This window comes from Spirillospora sp. NPDC048824 (genome assembly GCF_043198455.1).
Lineage (GTDB): Bacteria > Actinomycetota > Actinomycetes > Streptosporangiales > Streptosporangiaceae > Spirillospora.
The window spans coordinates 1-26,431 of record NZ_JBICUS010000020.1 but is presented as its reverse complement, the minus strand read 5'-3'; the positions used below and the strand labels follow the sequence as shown (position 1 = coordinate 26,431).

Here is a 26,431-nt window from a genome sequence, read left to right as displayed (position 1 = left end):
CGCGGCAGAGGATGCGGCGTCGTGACGTGAAAGCCCCCGGACCGTGCGGTTCACGGTTCGGGGGGCCCTGCTCCTGATCTCAGGCCCGGTCGAGCGTCCCGCCCTTCACGCGACCCGCGAACGCCTGCCAAGCGTCGGCCCCGAACACCAGCATCGGCCCATCCGGGTCCTTCGAGTCCCGCACCGCCAGCCGACGCCGACCTCAATTCGGCCACCTCGACGCACGCCCCACTGGTGTTGTCACTCTTGCCGCCCTTTTTCCATTCAGCAGCGGATATTGGCACCATCGGTGCCACCTCGACGCACTAGTAGGTGGGACCGATGGTAATGCGATGGAACCAACCCCAAGGCCGCTCTACCTCGGAACCCACCTCCTCTGTGACAACCAATCTCGACAGGCTCTCAACGGAAGTCACCCGGGAAGGATGGCAGGCACTCCCCCGCTACGACAGGCCGCGTCCACTTCTCCGCGTGTTCGATCCGACGTGCCCATTTCAGCGAAAGCATTGACCTCGTCCGGGAATCGACGTCCCGCACATGGTGGTACCAGTCGAGCACGGGCGAGAATCTGGCCCCGTACCACCGGCCAGGACTCGCCGCCACGAGGATCACCCGCATCCTGACGCCATTCGTCACCGCCGCACTCGCCGCACGGACACACCAGGAAACGGCGATCGACGCGACCTGCCCCGACATCCCCTCCATGCCGCACCCCCTCTCAGGCACTGACCATCGCCGAACTGCAAGAACGGTTCACTGGCGCCGTCTGCTGGTGGGACATCTCCAACAAGGAGTGGTGGGCACTCATCCCCGGCGGAACGCAACGGAAGATCGTCAACGCACCCGACCCCGACGATCTCATCCAGGCCGTCCACGAGGCGCGGCGGAACGGGTGACACACAAGCCGCCCAGCAGCCGGGGAGTGCCAGTGCCGCTCAGCCGGAAGGGTGCCGTGACAGGCCGATCGCCCACGTCGCCGCAGAGGCGGGCATCTCCCGAACCTGGACATCAAGGTGCACCAAGGTGGGCCGACCGCATGCCCCGCGCAGGACACGGTCCTCAGCGAGATCCAGATGAACAGACCGGTACTCATGCGCAGGAAAAGTCTCAGCCCCGGCTCCGCTGTCGGCTGTCGGCTGTCCGGAGGGTGTCAATATTCTCACCCGGAAACTGTGAGACGGAGTGTGAGTGTTCGATAACATGGAGTCATGTGTTCGACTGGGATCGACGTGGCGTCGATGTCCACCGGTGAGCTGGTGGACGCGGCGGCGCTGATCGCGGCCGAGCTCGCACAGCGGGACGCGCCCGCATCGGCGGCCGCCTGCATGCAAGACGCCGAAACCCTGGCCCGCGCCACCGACCTGCACGAAAGCACCCTCGCCCTCTTGATCGGGCGGGTGGACGCCTCGGGAGAGATGCGCCGCTGGGGCCTGCCATCCACGCGCGCATGGCTACGCTCTCACATGGGAATGCGCGAGGCGCGCGCCAAGGAGCGCATCAACCTGGCCCGTCAACGAGACCGCCTTCCCGAACTCACCCGGAGACTGGCCGCCGGAGAATTGTCCCACGGGTACGCCGCCACCATCGCCGGTGCGGTCGTCCGCCTGCACGACGAGGACTGCGCGGCGGCCGAACAGATCCTGCTCGACCTCGCCGGGCAGGGATTCTCCGCCGGGAAGGTCGCCGCATTCGGCAACAAGATCACCGACCTGATCGCCGAACGCGACGGCACCGAAACCCCCGACCCCGACACCCAGCGCGGGTACGAACGGTCCTGGATCGACTCCACCCGCTCCCTGGACGGCGGCCGGTTCATCAAAGGCTGGCTCAACGCCGAAGACGCCGCCCTCTGGGACGGCACCCTCGGTCCCTTGGCCAAGCCGGCCGGGACCGACGACCACCGCGACCTGTCAGAACGCACCGCCGCCGCGCTGACCACCGTCCTGTCCGGCGGACACCGGGGCACCAAGGTCACCGTCATCTGCGACCTGGACACCCTCACCGGCGGCACCACCCCCGCCCGCCTCACCGACGGCACCCCCATCCCCGCCGAACAGGCCCGCCGCATCGCCCTGGCCGCCGGAGTGTCACCGCTCCTCCTGGGACGCGGCCACATCCCGCTCTACCTCGGCCGCACCGCCCGATTCGCCAGCCCGGGGCAGCGCCGAGTTCTCGAAACGCTGTACCCCACCTGCGTAGTGGGCGGCTGTGAAGTGCCAGGGACGCTGTGCGAGGTGGACCACGTGTCCGGCTGGGCCCTGGACGACAACCCCACCAACATCGATAATCTCGCTCTGACCTGCGGGTTCCACAATCGCTTCAAGGCGGCCAACCCCGACCAGGTCCACATCGCCCGAACGGCCGACGGACGCCACGCCTACCGGCTCCAACCACCCCGCGACGCCCGCCGCCGACACCGTCCACCACCGGAACCACACTCCGGCACCCCGAACCCCCGGCAGCCGGAACACACCACCGCTACACCCAACTCATCCACAACCAGCCCACCCACAACCAGCCCACCTACGACCAGCCCACCGACGACCAGCTCGTCGTGCGCACCGGACCCGAGCCCGCGACAACGGCACCGGCGCCGCACCCCATGGAAAGGCACCCTCAACCGAGGGCACCGCCAACCCGCCGGCGAGCAATGATCGAAACCTGTGGATCTCCCGGGAAAGGGTGTGTCTTCCCGGATCGGCAAGGGCGTGTCTCGAAGTAGACCAATCAGGCTGCCGTACTGACTCAACGGCTCCATGAGGCAAGCCACATCACGAAGGCTCCGAACAGCATGATGGCGAGGATGAGGGCGACCAGGAAAAGAAGGGCCCGGTAACGGCACGCACCAGACTTCGGACGACCTCGCCCGCGTGGGGGTGACGTCGGAAGACCGGCTCGCCCATTCTTGCGCGGAGTACGGCACTTCCGCCGAGGCTGAAAACCGCCAGTGCAGCCAGGCTCGCTGCCACGGCCAGCACACGATTCAGCCCCGTCCCCGTCCACGTGTAACTGAGCATGAACAGGGCCACCAGCAGGGACATGACAGATAGCCCGGGGCACACAAGGCTCGCGGTCAGGGCTGCCTCCGCGACTCGCCGAGACCCGATGCGGTCACCCATGGGCGCTCCCTCGCGTCGACGGCGGTAACTGAGGGCGTCCACCAGATACGGCCAATCCTGGCCGGCGCGAGTAACAGGATGAACACGAGCCTGGACACCGCTCCAGCGGGTGGGCGTGTCAGGGCATGCCGCCGCTCAGCCGACTTCGAGACACACCCCACGCCCTGGCTGTACTGACCAGGCACGTTGTTGACGGCTGAGGGTGGTTGATCAATAGGAAGACCTCCGGTGTGCGTTCGGCCAGTTGCGCGTCGGCGCGGGCCCGGGCGGCCCGGGCCTGGGTGGCCGACCCCCACCCGGTAGTAGTTGGACCAGGCGATCTCCAGCATCCGGCACAACCGCTTCACCCCGTAGGCGGGCCTGGTGGTCGGCGACGAACTGGAAGCGGTTCATCAGCGCGTCTCCCCGGCGGCATACTCAGGGGCCTTCCGGAGTATGTCGCGTTCGGTCTCCAGTTCACGGATCCGCGCCTCGAGGTGCTGAATCCTCCTGTTCATGCACGTCAGCAGACGATAGGTACTGCCGCGTCGGCGGCGCAGCGGGGGCGAGCCGGGTCGGCGGCGTCCCGCGCCGCTGGCCCTCCAGCACCAAGTTGCGCTACAAGCCACGGCTGATCCCCAGATCGGCAGCGATCCGCTTACAGGTGTTGAACGGGTCAGACAGGAACAACGCCACCGCGTCGGCCTTAGACTCCTCCGGGATAATGCGTCAGCGCCATCAAAAGACACCTTCTTCCCCTGGACCCATGATCCACACTTCAGGGGGAAGGCACCCTGTCCAGCGTCGACCATGTCTCCATGCGGGTCGACGGCGCCTACCTGTGGGCCGACGGCGTGAACATCAATGTCCGGCTGGAGGAACACAGGCTGTGCCTGCTGGTGATGATCGGAGTACGCGCCGACGGCCGCACGGAGCTCATCGCGCTGACCGACCGCCACCGGGAATCCGCTGAGTCGTGGCCCGACCTGCTGCGTGACTGCAAGCGCCGCGGCATGCACGCTCCGGTGCTCGCGGTCGACGACGGTGCGCTGGGCTGGCGGGGCGTGCTGCGCGAGGTGTTCCCGGAGTCTCGCGAGCAGAGGTGCTGGTTCCATAAGCTCGCAAACTGTCTCGGGGCGCTCCCGGAGTCCGCGCACCCCGGCGCGAACAAGCACCTGGCCGAGATCTGGAACGCCGAAGAAGCAGAGCACGCCCGCGTAGCGGTGAAGGAGTTCGAGGCCGCCTACGGCGCCAAGCGCCCCAAGGCCGTAGCCAAGATCCGTGACGACCTGGACGAACAGATGGCCTTCTACGACTTGCCCGCAGAGCAGCGGGTGCATCTGCGCACCACCAACCCCATCGAATCGACCTTCGCCACCGTCCGGCACCGCACCAAGGTCACCACGGCGCCCGGCTCGCGAACGGCAGGCCTGGCCATGGCCTTCAAGCTCATCGAATCCGCCCAAGCCCGCCGGCACGCCGTCAACGCACCCCGCCTCCTCGCCCTGGTCCGTGCCGGAGGCCGATTCGAGCGCGGCATCCTGGTTGATCGCCGGCAGGACGTCGCGGCATGACCGGCCACCTGGAGCACCCCCTGCTGTTCCTTGATGTCGACGGGCCGCTCCTGCCGTTCGGCGACGGCTCCCGAGGCGAGCGGTCGGGCACAGGGGCGACCGCGCACCTGGCACGGCTCGACCCGCAGGTGGGGCCTCGGCTGGCGGCGCTGCCGTGCGACCTGGTCTGGGCCACGACCTGGGAAGACGAGGCGAACGCCCTGATCGCACCCCGGAGCGGGCTGCCCCGGCTCCCCGTCGTGACCTGGCCCGAGCCCTCCGCCGAACACGAACGTGAGGACCAGTGGTTCGGGCTCTGCTGGAAGACCAGGACCGTGGTGGCCTGGGCGAACCAGCGTCCATTCGCCTGGGTCGACGACGAGATCACCGACGCCGATCGGGACTGGGTGACCGCGCACCATCCCGGCCAAGCCCTCCTCCACCACGTCGCGTCGTCCCAAGGCCTCACCGACGACGACTTCGTGGCCCTCGACCACTGGCTACGGACGGTTTGAGGCACCGAAGATCCCCTGCTTCCGGCAATTGCTCCGCCGGCCCTTGAGATCCCCATGCCGCATTCCGCCGTCAGGCGATGATCGTCCACCGCGTCACGACGTGCCCCTCCACGACCTGCCCTTCACGGGCTGGTGCGATTCAGCGGGGTACCCGGCCGTTAGATTGACACCCCTGCGCCGCGGGGGGCGCCGACGCGTCATTTCCACAGTGGCGTGGGCGACTCGTGGACGTCGCCTGTGGAGGCGAAGATCAGGTAGCGGTCGAAGTCGGTGGCGAACCAGCGGTCGTGGGTCACGGCCAGCACGGTGCCCGAGTAGGACGCCAGACCCTCCTGGAGTGCTTCGGCGCCGGCCAGGTCCAGGTTGTCGGTCGGCTCGTCCAGCAGGAGAAGCGTCGCGCCGGACAGTTCGAGGAGCAGAATCTGCAGGCGGGCCTGCTGGCCGCCGGAGAGCGTTTCGAATGGGCGGGAGCCCGCGGGGGCCAGTTCGTAGCGGGCGAGCGCGGCCATGGCGTCGTTGCGGGTCAGTGCGTTCTCCGACATGACGATTTCCGCCGGTGTACGGCCGAGCAGGTCTGGGCGTGTGTGCGTCTGGACGAAAAGGCCGGGAACCACGCGGGCACCCAGACGGAAGGCTCCGGTGTGCGGGACGTCGTGTCCGCCCAAGAGGCGCAGGAATGTCGATTTGCCTGAGCCGTTGGAGCCGAGTACCGCCACGCGTTCGCCGTACCAGATCTCGGTGTCGAAAGGGCGCGTCAGGCCCGTCAGTTCCAAGGACTCGCAGATCAGGGATCGTTTGCCGGTGCGGCCGCCGTGCAGGCGCATTCGCACGTTCTGTTCCTTGGGGGCGCTCTGCGGTGGTCCTGCCTCTTCGAAGCGTTGCAGGCGGGTGCGGGCGGCCTGGTAGGAGGACGCGACCGCGTCGTTGTTGGCGGCGCGTTGGCGGAGCGTGTGGACGAGTTGCTTGAGGCGTGTGTGCTCCTCGTCCCAGCGGCGGCGCAGTTCGTGGAGGCGTCCGGTGCGTTCGCGGCGGGCCTGTGCGTAGCCCGGGTAGCCGCCGCCGTGTATCCAGACGCCCCGCGACTCCACGGTGACGATGCGGTCGGCCGTGTCCGCGAGGAGTCGGCGGTCGTGGGACACCAGCAGGATGGTCTTGTTCGTGGCCCGCAGCTTTTCGGCCAGCCATTCCTTGGCCGGGACGTCCAGGTAGTTGTCAGGTTCGTCCAGCAGGAGAACCTCGTCCGGGCCGCGGAGGAGGGCCTCCAGGACGAGGCGTTTCTGCTCCCCGCCCGACAGGGTGTTCACCCCTCGGGCCTTCACCTCGTCGTAAGGCAGGCCCAGCGCCGCCGTGGTGCAGGTGTCCCAGACGACCTCGATGTCGTATCCGCCTGCGTCGGTGTAGTCGGTGATGGCTTGCGCGTAGGCGAGCTGGCTGCGTTCGGTGGCCATATCGGGTTCGGTGACCATATCGCGCTCGTCGGCCAAATCGCGTTCGGTGGCCGCGAGACGTTCCGCGGCGTGCCGTACGTTCTCGGGGGCGATCGAAAGCAGAAGGTCGTGGACGGTCCGCCCGTCACGGACGCTGCCGACGAACTGGCGCATGACGCCGAGGCCGCCGGAGCCAGTCACGACGCCTTCCGATGGCCGGATGTCACCCGCGATCAGCCGCAGCAATGTCGTTTTGCCTGCGCCGTTGGGCCCGACGAGGGCCGCCTTGGTGCCTTCGCCGACGCGGAATGACACGTCGTCCAGGAGGAGCCGGCCGTCGGGGAGCGCATATGTCAGGCGGCTCACCTCGATGTGTCCCATGCCATCCTCTCGTACGCTGTTCGAGTAACCGGATCATTGGTCTAGTAATCGCTCAATGTACTAGCTTGGGTCGCATGAGCGAGAGCGTGTGGCTGCGGCAGGAACGTCAGCGCAGGGAGGCGCCACCTCTGACGCGGGAACGCATCGTCGGCGAGGCCGTGGCGCTGCTGGACGAGGAGGGCGTCGGGCGGTTGACGATGCGGCGGCTCGCCGAGCGTCTCAACACCGGATCCACGACCCTGTACTGGCACGTCAGGACGAAGGACGACGTACTGGAACTGGCGCTCGACGCCATCTTCGGCGACGTCCCCATGCCTGACGCGGGGCCAGGCTGGCACGCCGACGTGACCGCGCTGATGTCGGGGTGGCGGGCCGCGATGCTGGACCATCCGTGGTCGGCGGCGGTTCTGGGTGGACGTCCCCTTCTGGGCCCCAACGTCATGGCCCGCACTGATTTCCTGTACGGGGTTCTGGCCGCGACAGGGCTGACGGGGCCGCAGCTCGCAGGCGCCGCGTACGCGGTCGCGAACTATGTCATCGGCTCAGCGCTCATGGAGGTCGGGGCACAGCGCGGCGACGAGGCCGCGGAGCATGAGGCCGCCGCGGAGCATGTCGCCCGCAACCGTGACCGGTATCCGAACCTCGCCGCGCACGGCCATCTGAGCGGGGACGAGTGGGACGCCGCGTTCGTCCAAGGGCTGGAATGCCTGCTGGAGGGGTTGGCCCGGGTCAGCCTCCGCTGAGGTCGACGACCTTCAGGCCGGGGGTCTTGTCGATCTCCTGGGGGCAGAAGCTTTCGGTGACCCAGCGCTTCTCGGAGAAGAGGCGGGTCTGGTCGGCGTAGTGCGGGGACGTCGGGTCGGCGGACTGCGAGTACGTCATCAGCGTCCGGGTGTCCGGGCAGCGGTCGCCGTCGAAGGAGACCACCTGGACGTAGCTGGAGCCGGTCCTGACCTCGGTGTAGCCCTTGCCGGGCGTCCACGTGGCCTCGATCTTGTTGAGGATGCCGAGGCCCTCGGTGCCGCCGCCGATCGGGATCCGCTCGCCGTTGCGTGTGACGTACTGGTGGTCGCCGAGGGGCGCGTCGAGGGGGATGTTCGACTTGCGCAGTTCGTCGACCGCGTCGATCAGGGCCTTGCGGGCCGCCCAGGAGCCGGTGTTGAAGTCGCGTGGTGTGTCAACGGGGTCGGACGCGTCGAACGGCGTCTTCCACAAGTCCCAGGCGGCGGTGGCCTTGCGCCAGTAGCGGTCGAACAGGAGGGCACCGCGGCTGCCGGTGTCGGCCGTCCTGTCCCACTCGGCGAGAATGTCGCAGGGTTCGCCGAGGTGCATGTCGCGGCACATCTCCACGGTGCCGTCGGCGGCGAGTTCGCCCGCGTGGTTGCGGTTGGCGAACACGAGGTTCTGCATGTCGGTCCGGGTGAACCTGCTCTCGTCGAGCCGGTCCTGGACGGCGACGAGGCCGCTGCGGGTGCGCAGGCTGCGGACCGCGTTCTCGTTGCCGATGATGCGGTCGTAGCCGGTCAGCGGCTCCTCGGGGTTGGACAGCCAGTGGCTGTCGTTGGAGTTGGTGACGTAGTCGGCGCGGTTCAGTACCGGGTAGCGGTCCGGGTCGAGGATGCCCGGCTGGACGGTTCCGGGGGCCTTGCCCGGCGCGCACGACGATCGGGTGCCGTCCAGGATCGCCAGGCCGGCCTGGCGGAACGTCAGGTGGCCGAGGAGGCTGTTGCAGCGGTCCGCGAACTCGTCGGTGACGTTGGGCAGCACCTGGATCTGCGCGAAGAGTGCGTTGCCTCGCGAGTCGGCGGCGATGGTGTTGACCCAGGGCAGGCCTTGCGTTCGCTTGAGCGCGCGGACGGCGTCGTCGGTCGTGCGGGCCTGGCCCAGGGCGAGCGAGGTGTTGGCGAGGCGCACGTTGGTGGCGTTCGGGTCGGTGATCGCGTACGCGTTCCACGTCGTCCACGGGAGGTCGACGGCCGAGACGGACGTGACGATCGGGCCGTAGCGGCTGCGCCACTGCGTCTTCGTCACCGGCTTGAGCGAGCCGTCCTGCTGCTTGACCTGGACGGTGACCCGCCGCTTGGTCATCTTCTCCTTCTTGCCGTCCACGAAGTAGGACGTCGGGTCGCCGGGCACCAGGCGCAGTTCCGCCAGGGTGAGGGGCACGCCCTTGGCGACGGTGTGGCTCCACGCGAAGGTGGAGTTGTGGCCGATGTTGACCACGGGCGAGCCGAGGAGGCCCGCGCCGCTGACGTTGAATTTGCCGGGGATCGTCTGGTGCATCTGCCAGAAGCGCCTCCCGTTGTGCCACGGGTAGTGCGGGTTGCCGAGGAGGAGCCCGTGCCCGTTCGCGGTGGCCTGGCCCCCCACGGCGATCGCGTTGCTGCCCATGCCGGCGTCCGGCAGCAGGTTGCGGGCGGCCTCGGCGGCCTCCTGCGGCGACTGCGTCCTGCGCAGCGGCGTGTTCTCCCCGGGCGGCCCGGCTCCGACGATCTGGTCGGTGACCATTCCGGACCCGCCGAGCATGGCGAGGGCGTAGCCGCTGCGCTGGACGTCCAGTTCGGTGATGGGCCGCAGCCATGGCGCGCCCTTGCACGCCGGGTCGGTGATCTCGCCTTCGCGCAGGAACCGGTTGTATCCGGCCGCCCAGCCGCGGCTCAGCTCGTGCACCTCGGCGGCCGGGCCGTAGGGGGCGGGCACGGCGCTCAGCTTCTCGACGATTCCGCTGTCGTTCACGGCCGTGAAGAACACGTCGCTGGCCAGGTTGGTGGACGCAGATGACAGCGACCCGTCCGGTGCGGCGTCCGGGCCGAAGTACGTGGATCGTTCGCCGCTCAGCGTGACGACGCCCTGCGCGATCAGGCAGATGTTGTCCTTCGCCGCCGCGTAGCCGGTGCCGTATCCGAGTCCGGCGTAGTCCTTCGCCGTGATGTGCGGGATGCCGTATCCCGTGTAGCGGATGGTCGCCGACATGCCGCGCCCCGCGCGCAACTCGGTGGCGGCGGCCCCCGCGCCGGCGGTCACGGGGGTCAGGGCGGCGGCGGTGAGGACGGCGGTCCCCATCACACGCAGGAGGGTTCGCGGCATTGCGGCTCCTTGATCACAGAACACCGCAAAATTCGCACACGCCGACAGCTCTGGCAAGCCCCTGAGCGCTACGGCAGCAGTCCGGGGAGGTCGGCGGCGTGGTCATGGAGGTACGCGGCGAGCGTCTCGGGGATGAGGTCGATGGACGCCAGGCCGGCGGAGGTGCAGGCCATGCGGTCGACGTCGTAGCGGCCGTTGCCGGGGTCGTCGAATTCGGGGCCGTGCCTGCGGGACACGTCCATCGAGGTCAGGCGGCACACGTAGAACGTGTTGAGGCGGTAGAGGCCCGGGCTCTGCTCCGCGCAGGCGAAGACCTGCCGGACGGGCCCGGCGGTGGCGCCCAGTTCCTCGTCGAGTTCGCGGCGCAGCGCCGCCTCGGGACTCGCGTCCGTGGGTTCGACCTTGCCGCCGGGGGTCGTCCAGTAGACGGGACGGCCCGGGCGGGTGCGCCGGATCAGGACGAGCGCGTCGCCGTCCAGCAGCAGCGCCCGGACGGCCCGCCGGACCCGTACGGTCCCGCTGACGAGTCCAGGTGGGCCGGACCGGGCCTCCACACGGCGCATATCGCCGATCATCTCACCTTGGAGCACACCGCAAGCCACCTCGCACGCCCGCGTCCGGCGCCGCCGCGGACCGCGGACCGCGGACGATCGGACGCCTGACCGGGACGACCGAACCGTACGGCTCGTCCCCCAGGGCGACCCCGCCGCCGTTACGATCGCCACTGGCATGCTCTGTACCGGAACGGCGTGAAATGGATGATGTGGAGGTCCGGCACCTGCCGGGCGATCTGCCGCGGCTGTTCGACGACAGCGACGGGGTCGGCGGCGGGCCCGGCGGCGCGGCCGAGCGCGCGCTGTCGGTGCCGCTGCCCGAGGGCGACCTGGTGTGGCCCGATCCCGGCTACCCGCAGCGGCGGCTGCTCATGCGTCCCGCGTTCTGGCTCAGCGACGAGCCCGTCCACGGGGATTTGTGGGGCGGGCTCCGCGCCGAGCACCCCCGGTCGGGCCTGTGGCCGCTGCTGATGGACGAGAGCGACCAGCCCTGGGCGTCCGGCCAGATCGCGCCCGAGCCGGCGGCGGAGATCGGCAACTACCATCCCCACGCGTTCATGTACGAGGTGTGGGCCGACTGGGCGGATCAGGTCGCCGAGGAGGATCTCGACGACCTCGCCCCGTTCGGGCGGCACTGCCCGGGCCTGGCCCCGCCCGGCATCCCGATCGACGACCCCGGCGCCGTGGCCGACCGGTTCGCCCGCGCGCTCGCCAGGCGGGGCATGTCGCTGGGCCTGGTCGCGGTGGACCGGGGCGCCGACGCCCTCGCCGTCACCGGCTGGCAGGGCGCCCTCAACCACAACGAGTGGACGGCGCCGCTCGCCGCCGTCCTGCGGAGCTGGGAGGAACGCTTCGGCGCCCGCGTCGTCGGGCTCGGCTTCAACACCCTGGAGGTCAGCGTCGCCGCGCCGCCGGTCACGACCCGGCACGCCGTCCACGTCGCCGCCGAGCACTGGGCGTTCTGCCCCGACATCCTGTTCCAGGGGCCCGGCAGCCTCGCAGGCTACGCCGAGGAGATCCGCGGCAAGACGAACTGGTCCTTCTGGTGGGACTGACCGCGCGCGGGAGGACGCTGCCCGCCATCGTCGCCGCGGCCGTCGCGCTGACGCTGGCGGCCGACGTGACGGTCCTCGTCTCGTGGCACGCCGGCGTGGAGGACTCGCGGGCGGACGACCTGGTGTCGGTCGACCGGGGTTCGGCGCCGCAGGCCCCGGCGGTCGCGCCACTGACCCGCCGCTACACACCGCACCTCCTCGTCGCCGGGACGTCCCCTCTGCCGCCCCGGGCCGTCGAGCGCGCCAGGGCGCTCAAGGGCGTCGCCGGGGTCACGGTCGTGGACGCCGCGCGGGCCAAGGTCGGCGGGCACCGCATGGGGCTGCTCGGTGTGGACCCGTCGAAGTTCAGGGCGTTCGCGCCCGAGGCGACGGCGGAATCCGACCAGTTGTGGCAGACGATCGCGTCGGGCGGCATGGCCCTGTCCTTCGAGCAGAGCCGCGACGGGACGCTGCCGCTCGGCGCGGTGGTCCCCGCGGGCAGCAGCGAGCGCTCCGGCCGGGTGCGCGTCGGCGCCTACGCCTCGATGGGCATCGGCGACATCGACGCGGTCGTGTCCCGCGAACAGGCCAGGGCACTCGGCATGCCGGACGGGAACGGCCTGGTCGTCAGCGCCCCGAAGGGCGACACCGGCAAGCTCGTGGCGCGGCTGAAGAAGATCCTGCCGCCCGGCACGAAGGTGGCGACACTGGCGCCGCCGCGGACCCCGGCCGGGACCACCGAGCGGAAGGGGCGGCCGCGGCTGACCGGACGGCCGGACGGGGTGACGGCCGAGTCGACCCCCATCACCGGCAACAGGATGACGCCGAGGATGCGCGCCGTGGTGCTGGAGATCGCCAGGCTCTTCGGGCCGTTCCCGGTGATCGGCTGCCACCGCTCCACCGCCGACGCGCAGGACCACGGCGACGGCCGCGCCTGCGACTTCATGGAGAGCACCGGCGGGCGCATGCCGAGCGCCGGCGCGCTGCGGCACGGCGACCAGGTCGCGGCCTACGCCGTCGGGAACGCGCGGCGGCTCGGGATCTCCTACGTCATCTGGAAGCAGCACATCTGGAACGTGCGCGGCGGAGGCTGGCGCCCGATGGAGGACCGCGGGAGCCTCACGCAGAACCACTACGACCACATTCACATCTCGGTGCTGCGCTGACCTCTCCCCCGCCCGCGCGGCGGGTCAGGGCAGGTCCTGTTCGCACCAGACGACCTTGCCGCCGACGGTGCGGCGCACGCCCCAGCGCTGCGCCAGCCGTCCCACGACGTGCAGGCCCCGGCCCGACTCGGTCATGTCGTCCTCGTCGTCGTGGTGGCGGATCCGGGGACGGCCGTCGGAGGAGTCGAAGACCTCGCAGACCAGGCCGCCCTCCCGCACCAGCCGCAGCGTGATCCGCCCGCCCGCGTGCCGGATCGCGTTGGTGACCAGCTCGGATGCCAGCAGCATCGTGGAGTGGGCCATGTCGTCGAGGTCCCAGCGGGCCAGCCGGTCGCGGATGAGGCCCCGGGCCCGGCGGACGGCGGCGGGCTCGGCGGGCAGCTCCCAGGTGGCGTGCTGGTCGGCGGGGATGCGCGCCAGCCGGGCCACGAGCATCGCGATGTCGTCGCGGTGCTGGTCGTCGTAGACGCCGTCGAGCGCCGCCTGGCACAGGTCCTCCAGCGGGCGGGCGGCGGCGCCGGGGCCGAAGGTGGCCTGCAGCCGCGCCAGCCCGTCGTCGATGTCGCGGGCCCGGTTCTCCACGAGCCCGTCGGTGTAGAGGAACAGCAGCGTCCCGTCCTCGACGGTGAACTCGCGGCTGACGATCGGGCCGTCGCCGCCGACGCCGAGCGGCGGCGCGGGCGGCACCGGCAGGAACTCCGAGTCCTTGCCGGGCGGGGCGAGCAGCGGCGGCAGATGCCCGGCGCTGGCGACCTCGCATCTGCCGCTGACCGCGTCGTAGACGACGTACGCGCAGGTGGCGAAGTGCGGCTCCCGCTCGCCGAGCGTCCGCATCAGCGAGTCGAGCCGTTCGAGGGCCTCGGCGGGCGGCAGTTCGAGCCCGGCGAGGGTGTGGATGGCGGTGCGGAGCCGGCCCATGGTGACGGCGGCCTTCACCCCGTGCCCGGCGACGTCCCCGACGACCAGCGCGACCCGCGCGCCCGGCAGCGCGATCGACTCGTACCAGTCGCCGCCGACCTCGATGAGGCGGCTGCCCGGCAGGTAGCGGTGGTGCACCTCGACCGGCGACGGCGCCGACAGACCCGTCGGCAGGAGGCTGCGCTGCAGGGTGAGGGCGGTGGCGCGTTCCCTGGAGTACTGCCGGGCGCTCTCGATGAAGATGGACGCCCGGTTGGCGAAGTCCATTCCGATCTCGACGTCGTAGGCGTCGAAGGGGCGGTGCGCGACGTTGCGGGTGCAGACGAAGAACCCGAGTTCGCCCGCCGCGGACGCGATCGGCAGCAGCAGCATCGAGGCGCCCTTGAGCAGCTCGGCGACCGGCGGGCGGCGCCATCCGGCCGCGAGCTTCGCGGCGCCCTCGGCGCCGAGGGCGCGCAGCACCGGCTCGCCCGACGCCATGCACAGCGCGTGCGGGGTGTCCGCCGGGTAGACGAGCGACTCGCCGGTGGGGAACGTCGCGTCCCAGGCCGGGTCGTCGTCGTCGAACCCGATCGCCATGCGGCGCATCTGCGGGCCTTCCGGGCCGTCCGGCGGCTCGTCCGCGTCGATGTGGCGCTCCAGCAGGAGCAGGGCGCCGGAATTGCAGAAATGCGGGACGAGCACGTCCATCAGGCCGCGCGCCAGCATTTCGAGGTCGAGGGTGGAGCCGATCCGCGGGAGCGCGTCGTCCAGCAGCGCCCTGCGGATCACGGCGGGGTCGACGAACCGGTCGGCGAGCGGCACCGGCACCCGGACGACGGCGAGCGCCACGACGTCGGGGGCGCCGCCGTTCATGGGGTGCACGGTGATCATGGGGTGCACGGTGACGACCGCGTCGAGGGTGCCCCCCTCCGGGTTCTCCACGGCGAGCATCGCCGTGCGCTCCCGCCCGGCCTTGATCGCCTCAAGCAGCGGCTCCCGCGCGCCGGGGATCAGCTCGTCGAGCGGGGCGCCCTGCAGGTCGTCGCCCTTGGGGGCGAGAACTGCGGCGGCGTTTCGGTCGAACTGGAGTATTCTCCCAGACGAATCCATGCCGAGAATCAGAATTCGGGTGGACGACTCCATCGCTCGATTATGGGACATCACGGGCCGCGATGCGGGCGATACGGCAGGGGAACCGACCGGAATCCGTCCGTCAGGTGCGCGTGTGGCGTTCGTCAAGGAATTGTCGCCAGGTTCGCTCGCCCACGGCGTGGCCGGGCGTCAGGTGGTGCCCGTCCCGGAATCCCCGGACGACCTTTCCGAAGAGCGGCAGCGGCACCCGGACGGGCCGGCGCAACCCTCGCGCCCGCAGGTACGCGCGGGCCATCTCCTCGAACGCCAGCACCTCCGGGCCGCCCATGTCGTCGACCCGCCGCGCGGGCCCGCCGGCGAGGGCCAGTTCCGCGAGCCGCCCGGCGACCTCTCCGACGTCGATCGGCTGGTCGCGCAGTCCCTTCGGGAGCACGGCGATGCCGGGGATCTTCGTGAGGACGTTCAGGGCCATGTCCGGGAGCGTGTGGAACTGCGTGGTCCGCAGGATCGTGTACGGCAGCCCGGAGTCCTCGATGAGCCTCTCCACCGCGTACTTCGTGCGGTAGTAGCCGTAGGGGATCTTGTCCACGCCCACGATCGAGATGTAGATCAGGTGCGGGGCGCCCTGCTTGCGCGCGGCCTCGATCAGCAGGCGCGCGGCGGGCAGGTCCCGCTTGGTGTGGAACGGGTCGCTGGCGCAGTGCACGATCGTCTCGGCGCCGGCGACGGCGGCGTCGATGCCCTCGCCGGTGGACAGATCGCCCCTGTGCCAGGTCACGCCGCCCTCCGGGTCCCTGGTGCGGCGGCTCAGCCCGTGCACGTCCGCCCCGGCCTCGGCGAGCAGGCGGGTGAGGGGGCCGCCCAGTGTGCCGCTGGCCCCGGTCACGAGAATCATCGGTTCCTCCTTCGACTCGGGTCCCGTCCGTCCATCGGGACCCTTCCCGTCAGGATGGACCGGACGACTCCCCGGAACGTGACAGCGCCCGGTCGGCGAAGGCGAGCTTGTCGGGATTGACGATGATGAACAGGCTCGTGATCCGGTCGCCGGAGACCTCCGGCACCCGGCTCGACGCCTCCGACACCTCCAGGATGTCCGCGATCTGCCGGTGCGGGTAGGCGAACGCCTCCCGCAGCACGAACACCGCCCGTTCGGCGGGGGTGAGCGACTCCATCGGCGTCAGCAGCGCCAGTGACACCGAGTCGCGCTGCTGGACGGTCTCCAGCGGCTCCAGCGGCCCCGGCGCGGCGGCCGGCACCGGCTCGGGCAGCCACGGCCAGATGTAGGACTCGCGGCGGGCCCGCGCGGAGGTCAGCCGGTTCAGGCACAGGTTGGTGACGACCTTGGTCAGCCAGGCCCGCGGCTCCTCGGCGGCGGCCCGGTCGGTGCGGTTCCAGCGCAGGAACGCGTCCTGCACCGCGTCCTCGGCCTCCTGGACCTCCCCGAGCATCCGGTAGGCGATGCCCGTCAGCCTGGGGCGCATCGCCTCGAACTCCGCGGCCTCGCCGGCCGCCATCGGCCCGGTGTCCATCAGGGTCTCCCGAAGACCTGCGGCGGCGGGACGGGCGCGACGATCTCCTCGCCGTCGTGCATCGGCGCGGCGCCCGCGCAGAACGCGGCGAGGTCGCCGCCCTCCAGCAGCCGGGCCCGGACGATGCCGCCCGCCGCGCGGCGCGTCAGCGCGGACACCGGGAGCGGTTCGCGCGACCCGGCCACGATCAGGTTGCCGAACCGGCGGCCCCGCAGTACGCCCGGGTCGCCCATCAGCAGCGTGTGCCGGAACACCGACCGCACGGTGGCGGCGACCCGGCGGGCGAACGGCAGCCGGAACCCGTCGGCGACGTTGATCATGTATACGCCCCGGGGCCGCAGCACCCGCGCGGCGTCCAGTACGAACTCGCGGGTCGCGAGCTCGGGCGGCATCGACGCCTCGGCGAACGCGTCCATCACCACGAGGTCGTCGGCCCCGTCGGCGAGCGCCGCGATCCCCGTCCGCCCGTCGGTGACGCGGATCCGCAGGCCGGGGATCCCCTTGACGGGAAGCTGCTCGCGGACGAGCCGGACCAGCTCCGCGTCGGGTTCCAGGACGATCTGCCGGGACCCGGGCCGGGTCGCTGCGATGTAGCGGGGCAGGGTGCAGCCGGCGCCGCCGATGTGGACCGCGTCGAACGCCCGGCCGTCCTCGCCGAGGGAGTCGACCACGTCGCCCATGAGGCGCATGTACTCGAAGTCGAGATAGGTGGGGTCGGACAGGTTCACGTACGACTGGGGCACACCCCCGACGAGCAGCATCCAGCCGCCGTCGCGGTCGGCGTCCCGCAGCAGTTCGGCTTCCCCGCCGTCGATCCTGTAGGTGTTCGGCCGGGGACCGTGCCTGCCCTTGCGCGCCATGTCCACCACCCTACGGAACCCCTTGCGGGAGACCGGCGGAACGTCAGGTTTGTTCGGTGAGGGCCTCCTCGGCCGCGAAATGGCATGCGCTGGGGTGGGCGGAGCCGTCCCGCTCCTCCAGTGCGGGCTCCCGTTCCGCGCACACGTCGCGGGCCTTCCAGCAGCGGGTCCGGAACCGGCAGCCGGACGGCGGGTCCAGCGGCGACGGCGGTTCCCCTTCCAGCCCGATCCGGCCGGACCATCCGGGCGCGTCCGGGTCGGGCACCGGGACGGCCGACAGCAGCGCCTGCGTGTACGGGTGGGTGGGGTGCTCGTAGATCTGGTGCTCGTCGCCGGTCTCGACGACCTTGCCGAGGTACATGACGGCGATGCGGTCGGAGATGTGCCGGACGGCCGCCAGGTCGTGTGCGATGAACACGTACGCCAGGCCCAGTTCCCGCTGCAGCTCGGCGAGCAGGTTCATGACCTGCGCCTGGACGGAGACGTCCAGCGCCGACACCGGCTCGTCGCACACGATCACGTCGGGGCGCAGCGCGAGGGCGCGGGCGATCCCGACGCGCTGGCGCTGCCCGCCGGAGAACTGGTGCGGGTACCGGCTGACGTGGCCGGGGTCGAGGCCGACGAGTTCCAGCAGTTCCTCGACGCGCGCCCGCCGCCGCCGTTTCGGGGCGGCCTCGGGGTGGATCGCGAAGGGCTCCCCCACGATGTCGCCGACCGTCATGCGGGGGTTGAGGGACGAGTAGGGGTCCTGGAGCACCATCTGGATCCGGCGGCGCAGCGCCCGCAGTTCGGGTTTCGGCATGGCGAAGACGTCGCGGCCGTCGAAGCGGACCGTCCCGGCCGTGGGGCGTTCGGCGGCGAGCAGCAGCCTGGCCAGCGTCGACTTGCCGCATCCGGATTCGCCGACGACGCCGAGGGTCTCGCCGCGGCGCAGTTGCAGGTCGACGCCGTCCACGGCCTTGACGTGCCCGACCGGGCGTTTGAGCAGCATGCCGCGGGTCACCGGGTAGTGCTTGACGAGCCCCTCCACCCGGAGGACCGGGGCGTCCCGCCGGGGTGCGCGCTCACTCGGGTCCGGCATCGTGAACCTCCTCGGCGAAGTGGCAGGCGGCGGCGTGGCCGGGCGCGACGGTGACGAGCGGCGGCCGCTCCGCCGAGCAGACCGCCTCCGCGCGCGGGCAGCGCGGCCGGAACGGGCAGCCGGGCGGCAGCGCGGCGGGGTCCGGCGGCGCCCCCTTGATCGGGACGAGCGGTTTCCCGCGCCGGTCGAGGCGCGGCACCGACGCGAGCAGCCCGCGCGTGTAGGGGTGGGCGGGCCGCGCGTACAGCCCCCGGGCGGGTGCCTGCTCGGCGACGGACCCGGCGTACATGACGACGATCCGGTCGGCCACGCCGGCGACGACGCCGAGGTCGTGGGTGATGAGCACCATGCCCATGCCCATCTCGTCCTGGAGCCCGGCCAGCAGCCGCATGACCTGCGCCTGCACGGTCACGTCGAGGGCGGTGGTCGGCTCGTCGGCGATCAGCACGTCCGGTTCCAGCGCCAGCGCCATCGCGATCATGATGCGCTGGCGCATTCCGCCGGAGAACTGGTGCGGGTAGTCGCCGAGCCTCCGCGCCGCCGACGGGATGCGGACCCGCTCCATCAGCTCGACGGCCCGGTCCTTCGCCTCCCTGCGGCCGAGGCCGCGGCGCACCCGGTACATCTCGCGGATCTGGTCGCCGACGGTGAACACCGGGTTCAGCGCGGTCAGCGCGTCCTGGAAGATCATCGAGACGCGGTCGCCGCGGTACTCGCGGCGCCGCCGCTCGGGCAGGCCCAGCAGTTCCTCGCCGCGCAGCCGCACCGACCCCCGGCCGATCCGGGCGGGCGGGACGTCGAGGATGCCCATGACGGCCTGGGCCGCGACGCTCTTGCCCGACCCCGACTCGCCGAGGATCGCGACCGTCTCCCCCTGGGCGAGGGTGTACGACAGCCCGTTCACCGCGTGCACGTCCTGGCCGCGCATCCGGAAACTGACGTGCAGGTCGTCGACGGCGAGGAGCGGCGCGTCCGGGCGGGGCGCCGGGACCGGGCCGCCCTTCAGGTCCGCCGTCATGTGATGCCTCCGGTCATCGGTCACCGCAGCTTCGGGTCGAGGGCGTCGCGGACGGCGTCGCCGAGCATCAGGAAGCTCAGGACCGTCGCCGACAGGAACGCCGCGGGGAAGATCAGCAGGTGCGGGTCGGTCATGAAGACGTCCTTGGCCTGGCCGAGCTGGAGGCCCCAGGAGACCTGCGGGTACTGCAGGCCGACGCCGAGGAAGTCCAGCGTCGCCTCCCCCACGATCACGTTGCCGACGTTGAGGGTGGCGATCACGATCACCGGGGCGATCGCGTTCGGCAGGATGTGCCGCATCATGATCCGCGGGTCGGACGCGCCGAGCAGCCGCGCGGCCTGCACGTAGTCGGCGTCGCGGACGGAGATGACCTGCCCCCGCATGATGCGGATCATCGTCGTCCAGCCGAGCAGCACCAGCACCAGCGTCATCGCGCCGACGCCGTGGCCGGGGAACGCGACGAGGATCACGGTGCCGCCCAGCACGAACGGCAGCCCGAAGAACACGTCGGTGATCCGGGCGATCAGCGCGTCCGGCAACCCGCCATAGTAGCCCGCCAGCATCCCGAACACCAGCGCGATCAGCAGTGCGAACAGCGTGACCGCGACGCCGATCTGCAGCGTCGGCCGGGCGCCGTGCACGACGTGCGCGTAGTAGTCGCAGCCCGCGAGGTCGGTGCCGAACCAGTGCTCGCCGGACGGGCCCAGCTTGGCCAGGTTCGGGTCGCAGCCCTCGTTGGCCGCGCGGCCGGTGAACAGGCCCGGGAAGGCCGCCATCGACGCCACCACCGCGAGGATCGACACCGAACCCCAGAAGACCCAGCGGCGCCGCAGGTCGCGCCACGCGTCGTCCCACAGCGAGGCCCGGCCGATCTCCCCGCCCGCGGCGGCGAGGGCCTCGGCCTCCGCCTCCTTCGCCGTCATCGCCGCCCCCTACTCGTACCTGATCCTCGGGTCCAGGACCCCGTACAGCAGGTCCACGAGGAGATTGACCAGCAGGAAGATCAGCACGAGCACCGTGACCGCGCCGACCACGACGGGGCCCTCCTTGAGCTGGATCGACTGGAACACCTGCTGGCCGATGCCGGGCAGGTTGAAGATGCCCTCGGTCACGATCGCGCCGCCCATCAGGTTCCCGAAGTCGACGCCGAGGTAGGTCACCACCGGGATCAGCGAGTTGCGCAGCGCGTGCCGCCCGACGACCCGCGCCCGCGACAGCCCCTTGGCGTTGGCGGTGCGGACGTAGTCGGCCCGCAGGTTCTCCGACAGGCTCGTCCGGGTCAGCCGCGCCACGTACGACAGGCCGAGCGAGCCCAGCACGATGCCGGGCAGCAGGTAGCTCAGCGGCCACCCCTCGTCCGTCCCGGCCGTCGGGAAGATCTTCCAGTGCAGGCCGAAGACGATCTGCGCGATGTAGCCGAGGACGAACACCGGGACCGCGATCACCAGGGTCGTCCCGCCGAGGACGAGGGTGTCGGCGAGCCTGCCGCGCCGCAGGCCCGCCCACACGCCGAGGACGATCCCGATGGCCAGCTCGAAGATCCAGGCGGTGAGCGCCAGCTGCGCGGTCACCGCCCAGCGCCCGCTGAGCATCTCCGAGACGCTCTGGCCGGTGTAGTTCTCGCCCAGGTCGCCCTGGACGAGACCCCACATGTACTTCGCGTACTGCACCAGCAGCGGATCGTCCAGGTTGTACCGGTCCCGGAGTTCCCGCAGGACGTTGTCCGGGACCGGCTTGTCCCCGGCGAGCGCCTGGATCGGGTCGCCCGGCAGCGCGAACACCATCGCGTAGATGAGCAGCGTGGTGCCGAAGAAGACCGGGACCGCCTGCAGGAGCCGCCGGACGACGTAGCGCCACATCGCGGGCTACTTCACCGTCACTTCGGTGGCGACCAGGCCGGTCGAGAACGGGGTGATCCTGACGTTCCCCACGTCGTCCGACCGGCCGCCCTGGCCCGCCCACGTCCACAGCGGGATCATCGGCATCTCCCGGATGGCGATGTCCTCGGCCTGGTTGTAGAGCTTCACGGCCTCCTGCCGGTCGGCCGTCCGGTTGGCCTTGGCGATGAGGTCGTCGAACTCCTTGTTCGTCCAGCCCATGCGGTTGTTGGCCGAGCCCCACAGGTTCTCCAGGTAGTTCTGCGGGCTCGGGAAGTCGGCCTCCCAGTTCTGCCGGTACGGGCCCTTCTCCTCGCGCTCCCTCAGCATGGAGAAGTAGTCGGACGCGGGCACCTGCCGGAACTCGATGTCCTGGATGCCGAGGTTGTCGCGCAGGGAGTTCGCGACGATCCGCATCCATTGCGCGTAGGTCGGCTGCGAGTTGGAGAAGTACAGCTCCATCGTCCCCTTGAACCCGCCGGCCTTGTCGAACAGCTGCTTGGCCTTGGCCGGGTCGTAGGTGCACGGCTCGCCGCAGGCGTTGTCGCGGTGGCCGGGGATGATGGACGGGACCAGCGAGTCGGCCGGGAAGTAGTCGCCGTTGTAGACCGCCTTGTTGATGCCCTCCCTGTCGATGACCATCGAGATCGCCTTGCGCAGGTCCGGGTCGGCGAACCGCTCGTCGAACAGCGGGAAGCCCAGGTAGTCGGTCGTGCTCATCTTGCGGGCGAGGAACCGGTCGCCCAGCACCTGCTTCGCCTCGGGCACCTTGCCGGACGGGATGGTCTGCAGGACGTCGATCCGGCCGGCCCGCAGGTCGGTGTAGGCGGTGTCGGCGCTGGAGTAGCTCTTCCAGGTCACGCCCTTGTTCTTGGGCTTGCGCGGCCCGGTGTAGCCGGGGAACGCGACGAGCTTGATCTGCTTGTTGCGCTCCCAGCCGCCGTCCATCATGTACGGGCCGTTGCCGATCGGATGCTCGTCGAACGCCTTGGGGTCCTTGAGCCCGGCCTTCGGCATCGGCGCGTACGCCGGGTGGGTGAGCAGGAGCGGGAACGGGCTGAACGGGTCGCCGAGCGTGACCTTCAGCGTGTTCTGGTCGGCGACCTCGACCCCGGACAGCGTTTCGGCCTCCGGCTTCGCGTTCTCGTCCTCGGGGTTCATCGCCTCGTACCCCTCGATGGCCGAGAAGTAGTCGTTGGCGCCCATGGCGTTCGGCCCGTACGCGGCGTGGTTCCAGGCGTCGGCGAAGCTCTGCGCGGTCACCGGCTCGCCGTTGTGGAACTTCTGCCCCGGCCTCAGCTTGATCGTCCAGACCTTCTGGTCGTCGGAGGTGACCGACTCGGCGGCCAGCGGGACGGCCTCGCCCTCCGCGTCGAGCGTCATCAGGTTGTCGAACAGCTCGGTGATCACGTCGAAGGAGTAGCTGCTCGTGGTGTTGGCGGGCATCAGGTGGTCGGGTTCGGAATGGCCCACGGTGAACGTGCCGTCGCTCGCGCCGGCGCTGTCGCCGCCGCAGGCCGACAGGCCGAGCGACGCGGCCAGCGCCACCGCGGCGAGCCCCGCGACCCTCCCGCGGACACCCCTTCCGGCACCCCTCTGGCTTGACATGGTCCTCCTCGGCCCGGTCGCTGCGTCGCGCCGCGGGTGCTTGGCCACCCGCGGCACCTAGATTCCTCGCAGCGTCTGCTCACGGTGACGGTTTGTGTACGGGGCTCACGGAGTCGAAACCGGATCGAGACGTTCTTGATCTTCCATTGACAGAGGTCAGCGAGCGGCGAAAATACAGGTTTATTACGGAAGTGGCTGCTGGGGGGGGAAGGTGCGCGACGACCCGACCGGGACCGAGGCGGCCGCGATCTGTGCCGATCTCATCCGCTTCGACACCACCAACCGGGGTGAGGGCGTGGCGCGCCCGGAGCGGCCGGCCGCCGAGCACGTCGCCGCGCTGCTGGACGAGGCGGGCGCCGAGGCGAAGATCGTCGAGGCCGCGCCCGGCCGCGCCAGCGTGCTGGCCCGCATTCCCGGCACCGACCCCGCGCATCCCGCGTTCCTGGTCCACGGCCATCTGGACGTGGTGCCCGCCGACCCGTCCGGGTGGACCGTCCCGCCGTTCTCGGGCGAGGTCCGCGACGGGTGCGTGTGGGGGCGCGGCGCGGTCGACATGAAGGGCAGCGTGGCGATGACGCTCGCCACCGTCCGGCGGCGGCTCCGCGAGGGGCGGCGCACGCGCGGGGACCTCGTTCTGGCGTTCCTGGCCGACGAGGAGTGCACCGGCGACTACGGGTCCCGGTACGTCGCGCGCGAGCACCGGGACTTCTTCGACGGCTGCACCGAGGCGATCAGCGAGTCCGGCGGGTTCAGCGTGGAGGCGGGCGGGACGCGGATCTACCCGATCGCGACCGGAGAGCGCGGCACCGCCTGGATGAGGCTGACGGCGCGCGGCACCGCCGGGCACGGGTCCAAGCCGGCGCCCGGCAACGCCGTCGCCGAGATCGCGCACGCCGTGTCCCGGCTGGCCTCCCACCGCTGGCCCGTCCGGCTGACCCCCGGCGTCCGGGCCCTGCTGGACGGCCTGGCGGACGCGCTCGGCACCGCCATCGACCACGACCGGCTCGACGAGGAGGCCGCCCGCCTCGGCGGCGTCGGCCGCCTGTTCGCCGGGACGGTCCGCAACTCGGCCAACCCGACCCGGCTCGACGCCGGCTACAAGGTCAACGTCGTGCCGGACATCGCGACCGCGCAGGTCGACGGCCGCTACCTGCCCGGCACGGGCGAGGAGTTCCTCGCCACCGTCGACCGGCTCCTCGGCCCGGGCGTCACCCGCGAGTTCATCAACCATGAGGAGGCCCCGGCCGCCGACCCGGCGGGCCCGACGTTCGCCGCGCTCGCGGGCGCGCTGCGCGCCGAGGACCCGTCCGCCCGCCCCGTCCCGTACGTGATGGCGGGCGGGACCGACGCCAAGGCGTTCCACCGGATCGGCATCGCGAGCTTCGGCTTCGCGCCGCTGCTGCTCGGGCCGGATCTGGACTACCTCGGAATGTTCCACGGCGTGGACGAGCGGGTGCCGCTGGACGGCCTGGCCTTCGGAACCCGGGTCCTGGACCGCTTCCTCGACACCCGCTGAACCGGGTGGAGAACTGAAACGGGTGGGGAGCTGAAACGGGTAGAGACGGGGCGTGGACTTCTCCAGTGCGGCCGATGAGCTCTACGGCGTCCAGCCCGCGCAGTTCGTGGCGACCCGCAAGCGCCTGGCCCAGGACGCGAAGGCGGCGGGCGACGGGCCGCTCGCCAAGCGGATCGGGGCGCTGCGGCGCCCGACGCTGTCGGCCTGGGCGGTGAACCTTCTCGCCCGCTCGGCCGCCGGCGAGCTGGGAAGGCTGCTGGACGTCGGGGACGAGCTGCGCTCGGCGTGGGGCTCGGGCGGCGGGCTCGGGGACCTGGAGCAGCGCCGGGCCCGACTGGTCGGGTCGCTGGTGCGCGCCGCGGGCGAACTCGCCGCGCAGGCGGGCAATCCGCTGCGCGAGCAGGCCCTCCGCGAGGTGGAGGACACGCTCCAGGCGGCGACGGTGGACGCGGGCATCGCCGAGGAGGTGCGGGAGGGGCGGCTGCCGCAGCCGCGCAGCCACACCGGTTTCGTTCCCGCCGGATTCCCCATGGCACCGGGGGCCGAGGAGGAGGAGGAGGGGGAGAAGGCCGCGACGGTGAAGGAACCCCGGCGGGCGAGGTCGAACGTCACCCGGACGAGTGCCGCGCGGGCACGGCGGGCGGAGACGCTGCGCAGGCGCGCCGAAGAGGCGGACCGCAAGCTCGCCGAGCGCCGGGAGCGGGCCGACGAGGCGAAGCGGGCGGCGGGCGAGGCGTCCGCTGAGGTGGGGCGGCTCCGGCACGAGCTGGAGCAGGCGGTCGCCGAGCGCGACGCGGCGGCGCGGCGGGCGGAGCGCGCCGAGCAGAACCGCGCCCGCGCCGAGGAGGCGGCTCGGGAGGCCGGCGCGGCGGCCGCGGAGGCGCGCCGTGCGGCCGACCGGGACGCGCGGCACGGGTGACCCAGGCCACCACCCCGGTCACGAACCGGGTGTACGGCATGAAGTACGTTCTAGTAGAACGGAATTCCAATACGGGTGATCGACAACAGGGGGCGCGCGGTGACGGCACCGGTCGTGGAGCAGCCGACTGACTGGACCGAACCCGGCGCGCATCCCGTGGCGCCGGGGGTCCACCGGATCCCCCTGGCGCTGCCGATCCCCGCGTTGCACGCGGTCAACGTGTACGTCATCGAGGACGCCGGCGGCGTCGTCGTGGTGGACTCCGGCTGGGCCATGCCGGACACGCGGACGTCATTGGAACGTGCCCTGCGCACGCTCGGCCACGGGCTGGACGACGTGGCGCAGTTCCTCGTCACGCACGCGCACTGGGACCACTACTCTCAGGCCCTCGCCCTGCGCGAGTCGTTCGGGACGCGGGTGCGCATCGGGCGCGGCGAGCGGGCGTCCATCGAGGCGTTCGACGTCCGCCGGGGGCTGCACCCCCGGCAGGTCGAGATGCTGCGCCGCTGCGGCGCGGACGCGATCGCCGACGAGATCGCGGGGACGCCCGTCGAGCGGTCCGAGCGCGACGTCCCGCACACCCTCCCGGACGCCTGGCTCGACGACGGGGAACGCGTCGGCCTGACCGGGCGGGGCCTGGACGTGCTCGCCACGCCGGGCCACACCCGCGGCCACATCGTCCTGCGGGACGCGGACGCCGGGCTGCTGTTCGCCGGAGACCACGTCCTGCCGCACATCACCCCGTCGATCGGGCTGGAGACCGAGCCGGAGCGCAAGCCGCTGCGCAGCTACCTGGAGTCGCTGCGCCTCGTCCGCGACATGCCCGACACGCTGCTGCTGCCCGCGCACGGCCCCGTGACGCCGAGCGTGCACACCCGGATCGACCAGCTGATGGAGCATCACGCCGAGCGGCTCGACACCGCCGCCGCGCAGGTCCGCGCGGGCCACACGACGGCCTTCGAGGTCGCGGCCGCCATGCCGTGGACGCGCCGCAGGCGCTCGCTCGGCGACCTGGACGCCTTCAGCCGGATGCTGGCCGTCCTGGAGATCGAGGCCCACCTGGACGTCCTGGCCGACCGGGGCGTCCTGGACGCCCACGACGAGGCCGGCGTCCGCCGCTACGGTAGGTGTCAAGTCAAATGAGACAGGGGTCAGTGATCGTTAGGCAGCGTCTTCCCCCTGGTCAACGCCGGTCTGGACGACGATGTCCTTGTCG

21 protein-coding genes and 1 pseudogene are annotated in these 26,431 nt (G+C 71.2%); 9 read left to right on the top strand and 13 right to left on the bottom strand.

Annotation, left to right across the window (positions count from 1 at the left end; all coding sequences use genetic code 11):
• Nucleotides 1-79 precede the first annotated feature (79 nt).
• Complete coding sequence (locus ACGFIS_RS31120; protein WP_392912986.1) at nucleotides 80-154, bottom strand: hypothetical protein; 75 nt, start codon at nucleotides 152-154, stop codon at nucleotides 80-82.
• A 1,054-nt stretch (nucleotides 155-1,208) separates the two neighbouring features.
• On the opposite strand from ACGFIS_RS31120, the gene ACGFIS_RS31115 reads away from it, so the two are divergent.
• The 3 genes and pseudogenes from ACGFIS_RS31115 (at nucleotide 1,209) to ACGFIS_RS31105 (ending at nucleotide 5,166) form a co-directional block, all read left to right on the top strand.
• Nucleotides 1,209-2,654 carry a DUF222 domain-containing protein gene (locus tag ACGFIS_RS31115; RefSeq protein WP_392973383.1) on the top strand — a complete coding sequence of 482 codons (1,446 nt, stop codon included), beginning with the start codon at nucleotides 1,209-1,211 and terminating at the stop codon, nucleotides 2,652-2,654.
• A gap of 1,259 nt (nucleotides 2,655-3,913) precedes the next feature.
• Nucleotides 3,914-4,672: pseudogene (locus tag ACGFIS_RS31110) on the top strand (IS256 family transposase); the annotation flags it as partial.
• On the top strand, nucleotides 4,669-5,166 hold the full coding sequence (locus ACGFIS_RS31105) for an HAD domain-containing protein (protein WP_392913222.1): 498 nt from the start codon (nucleotides 4,669-4,671) through the stop codon (nucleotides 5,164-5,166). The pseudogene ACGFIS_RS31110 and the gene ACGFIS_RS31105, both read left to right, overlap by 4 nt.
• Before the next feature lie 197 nt (nucleotides 5,167-5,363).
• On the opposite strand, the gene ACGFIS_RS31100 is transcribed toward ACGFIS_RS31105, so the two are convergent.
• On the bottom strand, nucleotides 5,364-6,974 hold the full coding sequence (locus tag ACGFIS_RS31100; protein ID WP_392913224.1) for an ABC-F family ATP-binding cassette domain-containing protein: 1,611 nt from the start codon (nucleotides 6,972-6,974) through the stop codon (nucleotides 5,364-5,366).
• 74 nt (nucleotides 6,975-7,048) lie between these two features.
• Between ACGFIS_RS31100 and ACGFIS_RS31095 the strand changes: the two genes are divergently transcribed.
• Nucleotides 7,049-7,717, top strand: coding sequence for a TetR/AcrR family transcriptional regulator (locus ACGFIS_RS31095; protein ID WP_392913226.1), 669 nt, complete (start codon nucleotides 7,049-7,051; stop codon nucleotides 7,715-7,717).
• On the opposite strand, the gene ACGFIS_RS31090 is transcribed toward ACGFIS_RS31095, so the two are convergent.
• Nucleotides 7,704-10,061, bottom strand: a complete 2,358-nt coding sequence (locus tag ACGFIS_RS31090) for a penicillin acylase family protein (protein ID WP_392913228.1) — start codon at nucleotides 10,059-10,061, stop codon at nucleotides 7,704-7,706. The two genes, ACGFIS_RS31095 and ACGFIS_RS31090, sit on opposite strands and share 14 nt — an antisense overlap.
• Before the next feature lie 68 nt (nucleotides 10,062-10,129).
• A complete protein-coding gene (locus tag ACGFIS_RS31085; protein ID WP_392973381.1) occupies nucleotides 10,130-10,636 on the bottom strand; it encodes an NUDIX domain-containing protein in 507 nt (168 codons plus the stop codon).
• A 179-nt stretch (nucleotides 10,637-10,815) separates the two neighbouring features.
• On the opposite strand from ACGFIS_RS31085, the gene ACGFIS_RS31080 reads away from it, so the two are divergent.
• Both ACGFIS_RS31080 and ACGFIS_RS31075 read left to right on the top strand, forming a co-directional pair.
• Nucleotides 10,816-11,670 carry a DUF4253 domain-containing protein gene (locus ACGFIS_RS31080; protein ID WP_392913232.1) on the top strand — a complete coding sequence of 285 codons (855 nt, stop codon included), beginning with the start codon at nucleotides 10,816-10,818 and terminating at the stop codon, nucleotides 11,668-11,670.
• A complete protein-coding gene (locus ACGFIS_RS31075) occupies nucleotides 11,658-12,815 on the top strand; it encodes a hypothetical protein (protein WP_392913295.1) in 1,158 nt (385 codons plus the stop codon). Before ACGFIS_RS31080 ends, ACGFIS_RS31075 begins: the two co-directional genes overlap by 13 nt.
• A 24-nt stretch (nucleotides 12,816-12,839) precedes the next feature.
• On the opposite strand, the gene ACGFIS_RS31070 is transcribed toward ACGFIS_RS31075, so the two are convergent.
• The 9 genes from ACGFIS_RS31070 to ACGFIS_RS31030 form a co-directional block, all read right to left on the bottom strand.
• Complete coding sequence (locus tag ACGFIS_RS31070) at nucleotides 12,840-14,825, bottom strand: SpoIIE family protein phosphatase (protein ID WP_392913234.1); 1,986 nt, start codon at nucleotides 14,823-14,825, stop codon at nucleotides 12,840-12,842.
• Nucleotides 14,826-14,928: 103 nt separating this feature from the next.
• Nucleotides 14,929-15,702 (bottom strand): SDR family oxidoreductase, encoded by a 774-nt coding sequence (locus tag ACGFIS_RS31065; protein WP_392913236.1) that lies wholly within the window; start codon nucleotides 15,700-15,702, stop codon nucleotides 14,929-14,931.
• A gap of 49 nt (nucleotides 15,703-15,751) precedes the next feature.
• Complete coding sequence (locus ACGFIS_RS31060; protein ID WP_392913238.1) at nucleotides 15,752-16,336, bottom strand: sigma-70 family RNA polymerase sigma factor; 585 nt, start codon at nucleotides 16,334-16,336, stop codon at nucleotides 15,752-15,754.
• Complete coding sequence (locus tag ACGFIS_RS31055) at nucleotides 16,336-17,196, bottom strand: spermidine synthase (protein WP_392913240.1); 861 nt, start codon at nucleotides 17,194-17,196, stop codon at nucleotides 16,336-16,338. Before ACGFIS_RS31055 ends, ACGFIS_RS31060 begins: the two co-directional genes overlap by 1 nt.
• A 43-nt stretch (nucleotides 17,197-17,239) precedes the next feature.
• Complete coding sequence (locus tag ACGFIS_RS31050; RefSeq protein ID WP_392913242.1) at nucleotides 17,240-18,277, bottom strand: ABC transporter ATP-binding protein; 1,038 nt, start codon at nucleotides 18,275-18,277, stop codon at nucleotides 17,240-17,242.
• On the bottom strand, nucleotides 18,261-19,295 hold the full coding sequence (locus ACGFIS_RS31045) for an ABC transporter ATP-binding protein (RefSeq protein WP_392913244.1): 1,035 nt from the start codon (nucleotides 19,293-19,295) through the stop codon (nucleotides 18,261-18,263). Before ACGFIS_RS31045 ends, ACGFIS_RS31050 begins: the two co-directional genes overlap by 17 nt.
• Before the next feature lie 20 nt (nucleotides 19,296-19,315).
• Complete coding sequence (locus tag ACGFIS_RS31040; protein ID WP_392913246.1) at nucleotides 19,316-20,218, bottom strand: ABC transporter permease; 903 nt, start codon at nucleotides 20,216-20,218, stop codon at nucleotides 19,316-19,318.
• Between the two features lie 9 nt (nucleotides 20,219-20,227).
• Nucleotides 20,228-21,154, bottom strand: coding sequence for an ABC transporter permease (locus tag ACGFIS_RS31035; RefSeq protein ID WP_392913248.1), 927 nt, complete (start codon nucleotides 21,152-21,154; stop codon nucleotides 20,228-20,230).
• 6 nt (nucleotides 21,155-21,160) lie between these two features.
• Entirely contained in the window at nucleotides 21,161-22,780 is a 1,620-nt protein-coding gene (locus ACGFIS_RS31030) for an ABC transporter substrate-binding protein (RefSeq protein ID WP_392913250.1), read from the bottom strand.
• Between the two features lie 211 nt (nucleotides 22,781-22,991).
• Here ACGFIS_RS31030 and ACGFIS_RS31025 point away from each other — a divergent pair, with 211 nt between their 5' ends.
• The 3 genes from ACGFIS_RS31025 (at nucleotide 22,992) to ACGFIS_RS31015 (ending at nucleotide 26,358) form a co-directional block, all read left to right on the top strand.
• On the top strand, nucleotides 22,992-24,296 hold the full coding sequence (locus ACGFIS_RS31025) for a M20/M25/M40 family metallo-hydrolase (protein WP_392913252.1): 1,305 nt from the start codon (nucleotides 22,992-22,994) through the stop codon (nucleotides 24,294-24,296).
• Nucleotides 24,297-24,348: 52 nt separating this feature from the next.
• Nucleotides 24,349-25,215 (top strand): hypothetical protein, encoded by an 867-nt coding sequence (locus ACGFIS_RS31020; RefSeq protein ID WP_392973379.1) that lies wholly within the window; start codon nucleotides 24,349-24,351, stop codon nucleotides 25,213-25,215.
• A 75-nt stretch (nucleotides 25,216-25,290) separates the two neighbouring features.
• Complete coding sequence (locus tag ACGFIS_RS31015; protein WP_392973377.1) at nucleotides 25,291-26,358, top strand: MBL fold metallo-hydrolase; 1,068 nt, start codon at nucleotides 25,291-25,293, stop codon at nucleotides 26,356-26,358.
• Nucleotides 26,359-26,431: the final 73 nt, after the last annotated feature.

What these genes read in the sequence shown, in the direction of transcription:
- ACGFIS_RS31115 (WP_392973383.1), top strand. Translation starts at nt 1,209, where the DNA reads ATGTGTTCGACTGGGATCGACGTGGCGTCGATGTCCACCGGTGAGCTG.
- ACGFIS_RS31105 (WP_392913222.1), top strand. Translation starts at nt 4,669, where the DNA reads ATGACCGGCCACCTGGAGCACCCCCTGCTGTTCCTTGATGTCGACGGG.
- ACGFIS_RS31100 (WP_392913224.1), bottom strand. Translation starts at nt 6,974, where the DNA reads ATGGGACACATCGAGGTGAGCCGCCTGACATATGCGCTCCCCGACGGC.
- ACGFIS_RS31095 (WP_392913226.1), top strand. Translation starts at nt 7,049, where the DNA reads ATGAGCGAGAGCGTGTGGCTGCGGCAGGAACGTCAGCGCAGGGAGGCG.
- ACGFIS_RS31090 (WP_392913228.1), bottom strand. Translation starts at nt 10,061, where the DNA reads ATGCCGCGAACCCTCCTGCGTGTGATGGGGACCGCCGTCCTCACCGCC.
- ACGFIS_RS31085 (WP_392973381.1), bottom strand. Translation starts at nt 10,636, where the DNA reads ATGATCGGCGATATGCGCCGTGTGGAGGCCCGGTCCGGCCCACCTGGA.
- ACGFIS_RS31080 (WP_392913232.1), top strand. Translation starts at nt 10,816, where the DNA reads ATGGATGATGTGGAGGTCCGGCACCTGCCGGGCGATCTGCCGCGGCTG.
- ACGFIS_RS31070 (WP_392913234.1), bottom strand. Translation starts at nt 14,825, where the DNA reads ATGGATTCGTCTGGGAGAATACTCCAGTTCGACCGAAACGCCGCCGCA.
- ACGFIS_RS31065 (WP_392913236.1), bottom strand. Translation starts at nt 15,702, where the DNA reads ATGATTCTCGTGACCGGGGCCAGCGGCACACTGGGCGGCCCCCTCACC.
- ACGFIS_RS31060 (WP_392913238.1), bottom strand. Translation starts at nt 16,336, where the DNA reads ATGGACACCGGGCCGATGGCGGCCGGCGAGGCCGCGGAGTTCGAGGCG.
- ACGFIS_RS31055 (WP_392913240.1), bottom strand. Translation starts at nt 17,196, where the DNA reads ATGGCGCGCAAGGGCAGGCACGGTCCCCGGCCGAACACCTACAGGATC.
- ACGFIS_RS31050 (WP_392913242.1), bottom strand. Translation starts at nt 18,277, where the DNA reads ATGCCGGACCCGAGTGAGCGCGCACCCCGGCGGGACGCCCCGGTCCTC.
- ACGFIS_RS31045 (WP_392913244.1), bottom strand. Translation starts at nt 19,295, where the DNA reads ATGACGGCGGACCTGAAGGGCGGCCCGGTCCCGGCGCCCCGCCCGGAC.
- ACGFIS_RS31040 (WP_392913246.1), bottom strand. Translation starts at nt 20,218, where the DNA reads ATGACGGCGAAGGAGGCGGAGGCCGAGGCCCTCGCCGCCGCGGGCGGG.
- ACGFIS_RS31035 (WP_392913248.1), bottom strand. Translation starts at nt 21,154, where the DNA reads ATGTGGCGCTACGTCGTCCGGCGGCTCCTGCAGGCGGTCCCGGTCTTC.
- ACGFIS_RS31030 (WP_392913250.1), bottom strand. Translation starts at nt 22,780, where the DNA reads ATGTCAAGCCAGAGGGGTGCCGGAAGGGGTGTCCGCGGGAGGGTCGCG.